The organism is Paeniglutamicibacter cryotolerans, from assembly GCF_014190875.1.
Lineage (GTDB): Bacteria > Actinomycetota > Actinomycetes > Actinomycetales > Micrococcaceae > Paeniglutamicibacter > Paeniglutamicibacter cryotolerans.
This window is the reverse complement of record NZ_JACHVS010000001.1, coordinates 59,305-72,645: the sequence shown is the minus strand read 5'-3', so window position 1 is coordinate 72,645 and position 13,341 is coordinate 59,305. Positions and strand designations below refer to the sequence as shown.

Annotated in this window: 10 protein-coding genes; 8 read left to right on the top strand and 2 right to left on the bottom strand. The window is 66.9% G+C overall.

Annotation, left to right across the window (positions count from 1 at the left end; translation table 11 throughout):
• Positions 1-53 precede the first annotated feature (53 nt).
• On the top strand, positions 54-1,667 hold the full coding sequence (groL, locus tag E9229_RS00315) for a chaperonin GroEL (RefSeq protein ID WP_183509225.1): 1,614 nt from the start codon (positions 54-56) through the stop codon (positions 1,665-1,667).
• Between the two features lie 145 nt (positions 1,668-1,812).
• Here the strand turns inward: groL and E9229_RS00310 are convergent, their stop codons facing one another.
• Positions 1,813-2,091, bottom strand: coding sequence for a hypothetical protein (locus E9229_RS00310; protein WP_183509224.1), 279 nt, complete (start codon positions 2,089-2,091; stop codon positions 1,813-1,815).
• Positions 2,092-2,405: 314 nt separating this feature from the next.
• On the opposite strand from E9229_RS00310, the gene E9229_RS00305 reads away from it, so the two are divergent.
• From E9229_RS00305 to E9229_RS00290, 4 genes are all read left to right on the top strand, one after another.
• Positions 2,406-4,505: an acyltransferase family protein gene (locus tag E9229_RS00305; protein WP_246380283.1), complete on the top strand. Its 2,100-nt coding sequence runs from the start codon at positions 2,406-2,408 to the stop codon at positions 4,503-4,505.
• A 142-nt stretch (positions 4,506-4,647) separates the two neighbouring features.
• Positions 4,648-6,285, top strand: coding sequence for a glycoside hydrolase family 10 protein (locus E9229_RS00300; RefSeq protein WP_183509223.1), 1,638 nt, complete (start codon positions 4,648-4,650; stop codon positions 6,283-6,285).
• A gap of 119 nt (positions 6,286-6,404) precedes the next feature.
• Positions 6,405-7,910: an IMP dehydrogenase gene (gene guaB, locus E9229_RS00295; protein WP_183509222.1), complete on the top strand. Its 1,506-nt coding sequence runs from the start codon at positions 6,405-6,407 to the stop codon at positions 7,908-7,910.
• Positions 7,911-8,070: 160 nt separating this feature from the next.
• On the top strand, positions 8,071-8,229 hold the full coding sequence (locus tag E9229_RS00290; RefSeq protein WP_183509220.1) for a hypothetical protein: 159 nt from the start codon (positions 8,071-8,073) through the stop codon (positions 8,227-8,229).
• 19 nt (positions 8,230-8,248) lie between these two features.
• Here E9229_RS00290 and E9229_RS00285 read toward each other — a convergent pair whose 3' ends face one another.
• On the bottom strand, positions 8,249-9,349 hold the full coding sequence (locus E9229_RS00285) for an NAD(P)-dependent alcohol dehydrogenase (RefSeq protein ID WP_183509219.1): 1,101 nt from the start codon (positions 9,347-9,349) through the stop codon (positions 8,249-8,251).
• A gap of 186 nt (positions 9,350-9,535) precedes the next feature.
• Between E9229_RS00285 and E9229_RS00280 the strand changes: the two genes are divergently transcribed.
• The 3 genes from E9229_RS00280 to E9229_RS00270 all read left to right on the top strand — a co-directional run bounded on the left by E9229_RS00280 (position 9,536) and on the right by E9229_RS00270 (position 13,336).
• On the top strand, positions 9,536-10,351 hold the full coding sequence (locus E9229_RS00280; RefSeq protein WP_183509218.1) for a class I SAM-dependent methyltransferase: 816 nt from the start codon (positions 9,536-9,538) through the stop codon (positions 10,349-10,351).
• Between the two features lie 9 nt (positions 10,352-10,360).
• Positions 10,361-11,668: a DUF4872 domain-containing protein gene (locus tag E9229_RS00275; RefSeq protein WP_312855559.1), complete on the top strand. Its 1,308-nt coding sequence runs from the start codon at positions 10,361-10,363 to the stop codon at positions 11,666-11,668.
• 711 nt (positions 11,669-12,379) lie between these two features.
• On the top strand, positions 12,380-13,336 hold the full coding sequence (locus E9229_RS00270; protein ID WP_183509217.1) for a hypothetical protein: 957 nt from the start codon (positions 12,380-12,382) through the stop codon (positions 13,334-13,336).
• Positions 13,337-13,341 lie beyond the last annotated feature (5 nt).

Below are 13,341 nucleotides of genomic sequence, written 5' to 3'. Positions count from 1 at the left end.
GTGAAGCCCCGGTCCACAGGCCGGGGCTTCTCGCAGCCTAAAAGGAGTATCGAATGGCAAAGCAGCTAGTTTTCAACGAAGACGCGCGCCGCGCACTGGAGGCGGGCATCGACAAGCTCGCCGACACGGTCAAGGTCACCCTGGGCCCGCGCGGCCGCAACGTCGTCCTGGCCAAGGCCTGGGGCGCCCCGACGATCACCAATGACGGCGTCACCATCGCCCGCGAGATCGAGCTCGAGGACAATTACGAGAACCTCGGTGCGCAGCTGGCCAAGGAAGTAGCCACCAAGACCAACGACGTGGCAGGCGACGGCACCACCACGGCCACCGTGCTGGCCCAGGCACTGGTCAAGGAGGGCCTGCGCAACGTTGCAGCGGGCGCCGACCCGCTCGCGCTCAAGCGTGGCATCGAGGTGGCCGTTGCTGCAGTCGTCGGCCGCCTGGCCGAAAACGCCCGACCGGTAGAGGGCAAGCAGGTCGCCAACGTGGCTGCCATCTCCGCCCAGAGCGATGAAATCGGCGACCTGCTCGCCGAGGCCTTCGGCACCGTCGGCACCGAGGGCGTCATCACCATCGAAGAGTCCTCCACGACAGCCACCGAGCTGGTCGTCACCGAGGGCATGCAGTTCGACAAGGGCTACCTGTCCCCGCAGTTCATCACCGATGCCGAGCGCCAGGAAGTCGTCCTGGAAGACGCGCTGATCCTGGTCAACGCCGGCAAGATCTCCACCGTGGCGGAATTCCTGCCGCTGTTGGAGAAGGTGCTGGCAGCCGGCAAGCCGCTGTTCATCATCGCCGAGGACACCGAGGGCGAAGCCCTCTCCACCCTGGTGGTCAACAAGATCCGCGGAACCCTGAGCACCGTTGCCGTCAAGGCCCCGGGCTTCGGCGACCGCCGCAAGGCCATGCTGCAGGACATCGCGATCCTCACCGGCGCCCAGGTCGTTTCCCCGGAACTGGGCCTGAAGCTGGACCAGGTCGGCCTCGAGGTCCTGGGTTCGGCACGCCGCATCACCATCACCAAGGACAACACCACGATCGTTGACGGGGCCGGCGCAGCCGACGACGTCGCGGACCGCGTTGCCCAGCTGAAGGCCGAGCTCAAGCGCACCGATTCCGATTGGGACCGCGAGAAGCTCTCCGAGCGCCTGGCCAAGCTCTCGGGCGGCATCGGCGTGATCAAGGTCGGCGCAGCCACCGAGGTCGAGCTGAAGGAACGCAAGCACCGCATCGAGGACGCCGTGTCCTCCACGCGTGCAGCGCTCGAAGAGGGCATCGTCGCCGGCGGCGGCACCGCCCTGGTCGACGCCCTGGCAGTGCTCGACACCGATGCGGCCGTGGCCGCACTGACCGGCGACGCGCTGGCAGGCGTCGGCATCGTGCGCCGTGCACTGGTCCAGCCGCTGCGCTGGATTGCACAGAACGCCGGCTTCGACGGCTACGTCGTGATTTCCAAGGTTGCCGAGTCCGCTCCGAACCACGGCTTCAACGCCAAGTCCGGCGTGTACGAGGACCTGCTGGCAGCCGGCGTCATCGACCCGGTGAAGGTCACCCGTTCGGCCCTCGCCAACGCCGCCTCGATCGCAGCCCTGGTGCTGACGACCGAGACGCTCGTTGCCGAGAAGCAGAGCGGCGAGCAGGACTCCCACGCGGGCCACTCGCACTAGCGGACCGCTGCCGAAGGCCGCCTAGGCAATCCCCTTCGCCGGGGGAGCGCCTCGGCGGCCTTTTCGTTCCACCCCCCCTGCCCGGCGGCGGAGCCTTAGTGCATGCGCGCCTTGAGCAGCACGATGACCAGCCCCAACGAGGAGGTCATGACACCGGCCAGGAGCCGGTAGCCCGGATCCTGGTCCATCCGCGCGAGACGAGGTAGCCCAGCAGCCCCAGCAGCAGCCCGATCGAGTGCCTCAGCGCAAGTGCCAGGGCGTCGTGGATATCCGGAGTGCCGGCCGTTGAAATGCTCAGCCGGGCCAGGGTTCCGGCAAAGAGATGCGCCAGCCAGAACACCAGGACGGTGCCCAGGGCCGTGCCGAAGGCCTCGGCCGAGGCGATCCCATGCTGCTCGGTGACAAGGATCAGGGCCGAAACCATGATCAGTCCGTAGATCGTTGGTGCGCAGAGGATGTCCTCGCCATGGCGTCCTGCGGTGCCCGGGCGGCGGCGCCCGGCCGTGTCACTTCTCGACTCCCCAGCTGGTTCCCGTCCCGGCTCCTCACGTCCCGCAGTGGTTTTGCTCAGTGTCGATGAGTTTCATGTTCCTCTCCATGAGGGGGGTGCCCCGCAGGGCCGCCGGTTGGGGATTGAAGCCAAGCGTCAGTAACGAACGAATAACGGTGTTGCTAGAATGATGGACGCCACCAAGGTCCCGTTCGGCCCTGGGCCCTTTTCAGCAACGAAAGTCATCGATGTCCCGTTTCACCCTTGCGCCGGCCCCGGCACTGGAGGCGGGAAACATGCTCCCTGTTTCCCGTGCCCCGTTCCGTCCCGAGCTCCAGGGCCTTCGTGCCCTCTCCGTCGTCTTGGTCATGGTCTATCACGTGTGGATGGGCCGGGTTTCAGGCGGCGTCGACGTGTTCCTCATGCTCTCGGCCTTCTTCCTGACCGGTTCCTTCATCCGCAAGGCGGAGAGCGGGCGCTCCTTCGACCTTCCCGGATACTGGCTCAACACCTTCCGCCGGTTGCTGCCTGCCGCCGTGGCGGTGCTGCTTGCCTCGCTGGTGGCCACCGCTGCACTGCTGCCCTCCAGCCGCTGGAGCTCCATCTTCGAACAGGCCTGGGCGAGCCTGTTCTACCGGCAAAACTGGCAACTGGCCCAGGACGCGGTCGATTACTACGCGGCGAACAGCGCCACCACCAGCCCGCTACAGCACTTCTGGTCGTTGTCCATCCAGGGCCAGGTCTTCCTCTTGTGGCCGCTGCTCCTGGGCGCCGGGCTGCTGGTCCACCGCTTGCTGGTGCGCCGCTTCCCCCGCCTGCGCTATGCGATGGTGATGGCAATGCTGTTTGCAGTGGTGTTCGCAGCCTCGCTGACCTACTCGATCCGGATCACGGCCTCGGATCAGGCCTGGGCCTACTTCGACACCGGGGCTCGGCTCTGGGAGTTCGCGCTTGGCTCGATGGTGGCCATCGCGCTGCCCTTCATGAGCCGGTTGCCGGGAGCCGTGCGCGCGCCGCTGGGCTGGATCGGCCTTGCCGCGATCGTCAGCTGCGGGATCCTGCTCCCGGTCCAGCAACAGTTCCCCGGCTACCTGGCACTCTGGCCGACGCTGGCGGCGGCCTGTGTCATCATCGCCGGGCAGTCCCGCTTCGGCGTTGACCGGCTGCTGGCGCTGCCGGTGCTTGGTTGGCTCGGCGGCATCGCCTATGCCCTGTACCTCTGGCACTGGCCGGTGCTGGTGTTCTTCGTGGTGCGCTCGGGCGAATCGAAGCCGAGCCTGGTCCAGGGGCTGATGATCATGGGGCTCTCGCTGGTCCTGGCCTGGGCCACGACCCGCATCGTGGAATCACCGATGCGTTCCTGGAAGTGGCTCTCGGCCAAGCGCCGCCGCGTCGGCGTGGTCATCGCGCTCATGCTTGCAGTGGTCATGGTGCCGTTGAACGGCTGGGAACACCGGGTCGCCGCGCAGGAACAGTTGGCCGCCACGCAGCCGGCCGTCGATAACCCCGGCGCGCTGGTGCTTGAGCCCGGCTATGTCGCCTCCGGGGATCCCGGGGCGCTGATGATCCCGCTGACCAGCAGAGCAAGCTTCGACTGGTCGAACTTCGGCGATGACTGCTCCGGTGCCTACGCATCGGATGACCCGCTGATGGAGTACTGCCAGGAAGGCGGGAACCCGGCAGCTGAAAAGACGCTCTTCTTGCTGGGCGACTCCCACATGCAGCACTGGAGCGGGGCGGTGGCGCAGCTGGCGGAGCAGAAAGACCTGCACTGGGTGCTGCTCACCCGACCGGGCTGCCGCTATGGCGACGAGACCCAAGACACCGACGCGGACTGCACGGACTTCAACGCAGTGGCAGCGAAATACGTACTTGAACACCGGCCCGATGCCCTGCTGACGCTTGCCACGCGCACCGCCCAGGGTCCGGATGCCGACGGGAATTCACCCGGGCAGCGCGAGCGCCTGGCCACCGGTTACCGGGCCGGGATCAAAGCGTTCCTCGATGCCGGCATCCAGGTAATCGGGATGCGAGATACGCCCCGGTTCGACGCCTCCATTCCCGAATGCGTAGACAGGTTTGGTCCAGACGGCGAACCCTGCACCATGGAGGTGGACTACGCGATGGCCAAGACCAGCCCGGTTCTCGGGCTGCCGGAAATGAACCTGCCTGGGCACCGGTTCTCCACGCTGGACCTGACCGACCTGCTTTGCCCGCAGGACAGCTGCCGCCCGGTGATCGGCAACGTCCTGGCCTACATGGACGAATCGCACCTCACCAGCACGTACGTGCGGACCACCACCCCGGTCTTCGGGCAGCGGTTGTACGCCGCACTCGGCTGGACGTAGCCCGGAGGCCGGGGACCGCACCCCGGAGTCGAACGGTGCCGAATCGTCATTCTCCCGTGCTTGGCCTCTCACCGGTTCCGGCTCAGAATGGGGCCACGGCCGACGGCCACCCCGGGCCGTGGCCCGTGCCCTGGAGGAAGCCATGCGCGATCCACAACCTACGGCGCTGATGCCCAACCGGCGCCAGCTGCTCACCGGCGCCGCCGTGGGCGCGGGCCTGCTGCTGCAGGCGGGAACCGCCGCCCCGATGGCCCAGGCGGCGGCTCTCCGCGGCAGGGTCTACACCATCTCCCAACGCAATACCGTCACCAGCCCGACCTGCCCACGCACCGAATTCCGCGGCCTGTGGGTGGCCAGCGTGCTGAACGTCGACTGGCCATCGAAGCCCGGCCTGCCGGTGGCCACGCAGCAGGCCGAACTGCGGGCCTGGCTGGACCTGGCGGTAAAGCGCAGGCTCAACGCCGTGCTGCTGCAGGTCCGCCCGGCGGCCGACCGGATGTGGGTATCCACCCTGGGCGAACCGTGGTCCGCGTACCTGACGGGTACCCAGGGCCAGGACCCCGGCTATGACCCGCTGGCCTACGCCATCGCCGAGGCACACCGCCGGGCCCTGGCCCTGCACGCGTGGATCAACCCGTACCGGGTATCGATGTCCACCTCGCTCTCCTCGCTGGTGGCATCCCACCCGGCCCGCAGGAACCCGTCCTGGTCCTTCGCCTACGGCGGCAAGCGCTACTACAACCCCGGCATCCCTGCGGTGCGCACGTATATCGGGAACGTCGTGGCTGATCTGGTCAAACGCTACGATGTCGACGGCATCCACTTCGACGACTACTTCTACCCCTACCCGGTCTCCGGTGCGCAGATCCCCGATGCCGCGGCATGGAAGAAGTACCGGGGGAGCTACACCTCGCTCTCCTCCTGGCGGCGGCACAACGTCAACCTGTTCATCAAGGAGGCCGATGCCGCCATCCACCGGGTGCGGCCGCGGACCGTGTTCGGGATCGCCCCGTTCGGGATCTGGCGCAACTCCTCCAGCAGTTCGTTGGGATCGGCCACGAACGGGCTGGAATCCTACTCGGCGCTCTACGCCGACTCCCGCTACTGGGTGAAGCAGGGCTGGGTCGACTACATCGCCCCGCAGCTGTACTGGCCGCAGGGCTACACGCCGGCCGACTACAACGTGCTGATCGCCTGGTGGGCCAGGGCGGTGGCCGGGACCGGTGTCCGACTTTTCACCGGCGAGGCCGCCTACAAGGTCGGTTCCCCAACGCCCGCCGGGTGGCTGGATAAGAACGAGCTGCGCGACCACCTCACCCTGGGCCGCGCGATATCCGGTGTCAACGGGCAGGTCTACTACAACGCCGCCTCGGTGCGTGCCAATCAGCTCAACGCCTTCGGGATCCTGGCCGCCAGGCACTACGCGCGACCGGCACTGCCGGTGCCGCTGCCGGGCCTGAAGGGGACCCGTCCCTATACCCCGGTGATCACCTCGGCCCGGCGTGAATCCCGGGGTATCAGGCTGCGCTGGGATTCCAGCGGCTCGGGGGAGGCGATCGATTCGATAGCCATCTGGCGCTGGGATTCAACCGGTTCGGTGCTGCCCTACATCCAGTCCACCGCAACGTATCTACGCGCCGTGGTGCGGCGTACCACCCGCTCGCAGAGCTGGCTGGATACCGGCGTGGCCGCCGGGATCTCCTACTGGTACATGATCCAGGCGATCAGCCGCACCGGGATCGATTCATCGCGCGCCACGGCGGTCTTCGTGAGGGCCTGAGCCGAACCCGAACCGGGTGCGGGAGTTGCGTTCGCCACACCTTGGCCTACGGGAATGTCGGAGCGGGGCGAACCGTTCTAGGATGTAACCAATCCCCGCACCGGCGTGAAAGGTCCCCCGTGACTGAGTTCAATCCATTTGCCCTTGAAGGCCTCACCTACGACGACGTCCTGCTGTTGCCCGGCCCGACGGATGTGATCCCCTCCGAGGCGGACACCACCACCCGCCTGACCAAGCGGATCAACATCAACATCCCGCTGCTTTCCGCCGCGATGGATACAGTCACCGAGGCCCCGATGGCGATCGCGCTGGCGCGCCAAGGCGGCATCGGCATCATCCACCGCAACCTGTCGATCGATGACCAGGCCAAGGAAGTCGACCAGGTCAAGCGCAGCGAATCCGGGATGATCACCGACCCCGTCACGGTGCACCCGGGCGCCACGCTCCAGGAATGGGACGACCTGTGCGCGCACTACCGCGTCTCGGGCCTGCCGGTGGTGGATGAGAACCGCAAGCTGCTGGGCATCATCACCAACCGCGACACCCGCTTCGTGCCGCGCGAAACCTACATGACCACCAAGGTCTACGAGGTCATGACCGCGATGCCGCTGATCACAGCGCAGGTCGGCGTCAGCCGCGAAGAGGTCATCAAGCTGTTGGGCAAGCACCGCATCGAGAAGCTGCCGCTGGTCGACGCCGATGACATCCTGCAGGGCCTGATCACGGTCAAGGACTTCGACAAGGCCGAGCAGTACCCGCTGGCCACCAAGGACGATGACGGACGCCTGCGCGTCGGCGCCGCCGTGGGCTTCTTCGGCGAGGGCTACGACCGTGCGATGTCGCTGATCGATGCCGGCGTCGACGTGCTCGTCGTGGACACCGCCAACGGCCACAGCCAGGGCGTGCTGGACATGATTGCCCGCCTGAAGAAGGACCCGGCTGCCGCACACGTCGATGTCATCGGCGGCCAGGCGGCCACCCGCGAGGGCGCCCAGGCCCTGGTTGACGCCGGCGCCGACGCCATCAAGGTCGGCGTGGGCCCGGGCTCCATCTGCACCACCCGCATCGTCGCCGGTGTCGGCGTCCCGCAGATCACCGCGATCTACGAATCCGCCAAGGCAGCCATCCCGGCCGGCGTGCCGATCATCGCCGACGGCGGCCTGCAGCACTCGGGCGACATCGGCAAGGCGCTGGTTGCCGGCGCCAACTCGGTGATGCTCGGCTCGCTGCTGGCAGGCACCGCCGAATCCCCGGGCGACTTGGTGTTCATGAACGGCAAGCAGTTCAAGGCCTACCGCGGCATGGGTTCGCTCGGTGCCATGGAGACCCGCGGCAAGAACACCTCCTACTCCAAGGACCGTTACTTCCAGTCGGATGTGCCCTCCAACGAGAAGCTGATCCCCGAGGGCATCGAGGGCCAGGTCCCGTACCGCGGCCCGCTCTCGGCCGTGGCGCACCAGCTCGTCGGCGGCCTGCGCCAGACCATGTTCTACGTGGGTGGGCACACCATCGAGGAACTGAAGTCCAAGGGCAAGTTCGTCCGCATCACCGCGGCCGGGCTGAAGGAATCGCACCCGCACGACATCATGATGACCGTCGAGGCGCCGAACTACCGTTCACGCTAAGACCCGCCCGCTCCACCGCCACAGGCGTCCTGTTCCCTGGAGGGAGCGGGGCGCCTGTGGCCGTTTGCGGGCTTGGGGCCTTGCTGTGGCATTGCCCCTGTTCGGGGCGAACGGCCCGGGCAATGCGTATCCCGGGGCCACCGCTGCCTAGGATGGACGCATGACCCCCGAACGAAAAGCCCTCGTCTTCGCCCTGGTGCTCGGCGCCATCGCCATCGCCTCCTTCATCTTCTTCATCTCCGGCGGACTGGCGCTCTTCCTGGACGCCGACCCGGAAACCGGTCTGGTCCTGGTCCCCGGGACGTTGCAGCGCCCCTGAGAGGCGGCCGCTGCGCGGTCTAGAACACCACGACCGGTTTGATGGTCGCACCGCTCTCGCTGTCGGCGAAGGCCGTGTTGATCTCGGAGATCGGGTACTTCTTCACGAGCCGGTCGAACGGGAACCGGCCTGCCTCGTAGAGGGCGATCAGCTTCGGGATGAATATCTGGGGTACCGCGTCGCCCTCGATGACCATGCTCAGCTTCAGCCCGGTGAGCAGGATCGAGCCGATGTCGATGGCCGCCTCGGTGCCGGGAGCCGCGGCACCGACCAGGGCCCCGTGCCCGCGCAGACCCAGGGAATCAACCATCTGCCGGAACACCACCGGGTTGCCGGTGGTATCCAGCGCGTAGTTCGCCCCGCCGGCGGTGATCTCCTTGATCCCGGCCACCACATCCTCGTTCCTGCCGTTGATGGTGTGGGTCGCGCCGAGGGACGCCGCCAGTTCCAGCCGGCTGTCCACCACGTCGACGGCGATGATGATCGCCGCATTGGCCACCACGGCGGCCAGCAGGCCGGCCAGGCCCACGGCGCCGCTGCCGAAGACCACGAAGCTGGACCCGGCCTCCGGATCCAGCACGTTCAGCACGGCCCCGGACCCGGTCATGATGCCGCAGCCCAACGGGCCCAGCAGTTCCAAGGGGGCGGTGGAGGGCACCTTCACCACGCTGCTCTCGTTCACGTTGCTCAGCCGGGCGAAGGAGGACTGGCCGAAGAAGTGCGATGAGACGGGGGAGCCGTCGGTATCGGTGAAGGCGGTGCTGCCGTCGGTGCGGGCCCCGCTGAAGTTCCGCCCATAGAAGTCGGTGCAGTACGAGGGGCTGCCCGACAGGCACGATGAACACGAACCGCAGGAGGCGAAGCTGAGCAGCACGTGGTCCCCGGGGACCACCGAGGTGACGCCGGAGCCCACCCTTTCCACCACGCCGGCACCCTCATGGCCCAGGACCGCCGGCAGCGGGGTGGGATACCACTGGTCCCTCACGATGGCGTCGGTATGGCAGACCCCCGAGGCCACCATGCGCACCTGCACCTCGTCGGGACGGGGATCATCGAGCTGAAGCTCACGCAGTTCCAGGGGTGCACCCTGGGTGGGAACGATGGCGGCAGTGGTTTTCATGGTTCTCCTTCTTCGCCATGGCACCGGGCGGCCATGGACCTCCACCAGTCCATGGCATGGCGCGAAGAACCGCAAGGGTCCGCCCGGTGGTCGTTCCCCGCCGCCATGGCGGGCGATTGGATCTACCATGGGGCTACGGGCACCGTCCGGCGTGCCCGGGGGCAGGGACGCAGGGGAGTGTTGAGCATGGGTGATCACGAGCAGGCCATCAACAGGTACACCACCGGGACGCTGCGCGAGCGGCTCTTTGCCGCGGTCCGTGCCCAGGGCAGGGATCCAGGCGCGTTGTCCCCGGGGGATCTGGAGGAAGCAGACCAGTTCCACAGCGGGGGAACCGCGGCCACGATGGACCTGATTCGCGCCACCGGCATCGGCCCCGGAACCCGGGTGTTGGACGTCGGCTCCGGCATCGGCGGAGCTGCTCGGGCCTTTGCCGCCCACGGCGCCTATGTCACGGCGGTCGACCTGACGGAGGAGTTCGTCGAGCTCGCCAGGGAACTGAACCACGCCAGCGGGCTGGGGGAGTCGATCACCTCGCTGTGCGCGGCGGGCGAGGACACCGGGCTGGAGCCGGGAAGCTTCGACGTGGCGACGCTGCTGCACGTGGGCATGAATCTGGAGGACAAGGCCTCGGTGTTCGCCGAGGTACACCGGCTATTGGCGCCAGGCGGCGTCTTTGGCGTCTACGACCTGATGGGTTCCAACGACCTGCACTACCCGCAGCCCTGGGCCAACGAGGCTGCGGGTTCGTTCGTCGACACGGTCAGCGGGTACCGGAAGCTGCTGGCGGAATCCGGGTTCGAGGTCGAACGCGAGCAGGACATGAGCGCCCCCGCCTTGGCGGCCATGGCGGCGCAGGGCCGGACCCAGCGCGAGCATCCCATGCCGCTGGGGATGCCGATCATCCTAGGCAGTGACCCGGTGGACCGGATCGGCAACGTGATGGCCGCCATGGACGCAGGTACCCTCGCCCCGATGCTGTTGGTGGCCCGGCGCCGGTAGAATCGACCGGTGGCGCCAATCCCTGGCGTGCGGGAGGACCCCGCTGCCGCACCCAAGGAGGACAACACCACTATGGCCATGCCGAAGAACCTGAAGAAGCTGACCCGTGCCCGCATGGAACGTACCGGCGAAAGCTACACGACGGCCCGCAAGCACATCCTGGCTGCCAAGCCCGAACGACCGACCACGTCGCTCGAGGCCGCTGAGGCGGCAGCCGCTGCGCAGGAAGCCGAGCTCCCCGAATACCCGGCCCCGGAAAACGTCCGCCAGTACGACGCCGGGCTCTGGAGCCGCGTCCTCACCCAGGCCGGGGTGACCCACCCGCTGACCGGCGAGCCGCTGAGCGAGGCGCTGCTCTCCGGACTGGCCGGCGGCATCGGCTTCATGGTGTTCACCTTCCAGTACGAGACGGTGACCACCGCCACCGTGGTCACCCGCGCCCACCCCGAGCCGTATACGGCCAACCTGCTGGCCCGCTGCGGTGCCAAGGTGAGCGAACGCAGCACCGGCAGCGGCCGGCTGGCAGCCGATTACCTGGATGCCGGACTCGATGCGGGCCGCGCCGTCGTGGTGCGCGTCGCCGTGGGCGCGCTTCCCTGGGTCGACGCCGACGGCGTGGAAGCCGAGGACTCGATCGACCTCGTGGTGGTCGGTGAACACGGGGATGACCTGCTTCTCGACGATGGCTCCGGGGACCTGGTGCCGATCTCTCCCGAAGACCTTGCCGCGGCCCGCGCCAAGAACAAGGGCAACAAGCACTGGCAGGCCTGGATTCCGTCCAGTAAGGGACCGGATGCCGCAACGCTCAGTGCCGCTGTCCGTGCCGCCATCGCGCAGACCACCTCCCGGCTGCTCGGCACCGCCGAGCTCGAGGGCATCCCCGCGCACTTCACCAAGAACTTCGGCATTGCCGGCATGAATTCCTGGGCCGATCGGCTGGAGGACACCACCACGAAGAAGGGCTGGACCCGGATCTTCGAGGAACCCGAGCGCCTGCACGCCGGTCTGGTCCAAGTTGCCGGATTCCTCACGGACACCCGCTTTGGCGGCGAGGGCGGATTGCGCGGGCTCTACGCCGACTTCCTCGCCGAGGCCGCGACGCTGCCCGGGCTCGAGCCGCTGGCCGGGCACGTGGACGACTACCAGGCGCTGGCCGAGGCCTGGGAGGAACTGACCGACCTGATCGACCCGGACGTTGATCCGGAGACCCGGGCCGCCCACTTCGCCATGCTGGCTCACCTGGTTCGCGGCATTGCCGCCCGCGAGGAAAGTGCGGCATCTGCGCTCGCCGAGACCCTGGCCGGGCTGTCCGCCTGATTCCAGGGTCCATGGCCGATAGCGGCAAATGACGGAGGCGATCCACGCGCTGCAGTGTGGATCGCCTCCCGCTTGCTTGCTCAAGTGTTAGGTCGCTCTAGCGCCAGACTGATCCTTTGTTCGAATATTAAGGTCCGAAGTACTTTGTCAACGTCTCCAAGCAGCCCTGTGAAAAACCCAAAAAGCACGACTTGACTAGACCTTGTATCGCAAAAATTCATAGCTTCAAAACATTCGAACACTCTTCCTAATTTACCTATTAAGTCGTATACTTGTCGGCCTTACGATTCCAGTGAGATGGTTTCGGCGTAAAATCAAGCCATGGCTGGAGAAATCCCGGCTTGTCCCCGTGGGCATCTCGATGGCCGGGTCGTGCGTGACGGTCTGCAAAAAGACGGAGGCCGGCCCCGGCAACGCTGGCGGTGTAACCTCCCGGGAGGTTCCTACCACCGCTTCCTCGGCGTGGTCAGCCGGACGCGTGCAGACCACGAAACGTGCGTCGAATGTGAGAGCCATCTGGCACCCCATGAAGGACCCGCAGCTCCCGCACAGTTTGAATACCTGATCCGTGAAATCGCTGCGGCCCTTGTTGATATCGGCCGCGGAAGCACCTATATCGATGCCGCACGGCGCGTACGGATGCAGGCCTCCGGCAATACTCCCGCCCAGGGGCAAAAGCTTCTGCATAACGGCCAAACCGTGGCTGATTGGGTGGCTGATTTTGTCCCCGTGGTGGCCGCGGCCCAGGCCCCCGTGCGGTGGCCGACAATCCTCGTTCTGGACTCGAAGACGTTCTGGTGGCATGCCGCCGGGGAATTCACGGACCGGACCGCCCTCTATACGGTCCTGGCGGCCTACGGCTATGACCGGAACGGCAAAAACGGGCAGCTGTGGCGGTTGGAGGCCCACCCCGCGCGCACGACCGCCGCCTGGGGTGAGTTCCTCGATCGCTTTCCGGGGACCCCGCTGTCCATCGTTGCCGACGAGGATCCCGGTATTCGGGCCGCGATCATCAAGCGCTGGGGCGCCTTGTTCTGGCTGGAGCGCTACCACGCGTGCGAACACCACCTGTATGCCAGCGGGAGGGCAACGTTGGAACGGACCGTCGGGTCCGGTGTTTTACGGGAGCTGTTCCACGGTGCACTGAACGATATCCATCGGTGGGATGCGTTCGAAACCGCGGTTCAGGAGTCGGGCCTGCTGGCCATCCAGACCTGGGTCGGTGGCCACGGCCAGCAGATCCGCCGACAAGCCGGACGCCGGGAGGCGATCGCGCCGATCTATACCAACGGTGCGTTGGAAAGCGTTTTCGTCCGGGTGAAGAAATGCATCGGAGACCGGGCCTTGTCCTTGCGCAATCGTGCCCGGTTGAACCTGTTGCTGGAGTTGATGAGGTTGCGGGAGCTGCGGGCCGACAACGCCGGTGATTACGCCATGGCGATCCGTGCGCACTTGCTAGCCAACCAGGGACACCCGCAGCGCAGGTATCGCGACATCTGCGATCGGCGGGTCACCCCGGACGGAAGGAAAGCCGAAAACAGTCTGTGGTCCGCGGCGGCCCAGCTGAGATTGCAGGCCCGGGCCGAGGTGAAAGCGGCAGCCCGGCGGCGCATCGCCGACGGTCCATCCGCAACCGAAATCGACGGGTCCATCTCACTGGAATCGTAAGGCCG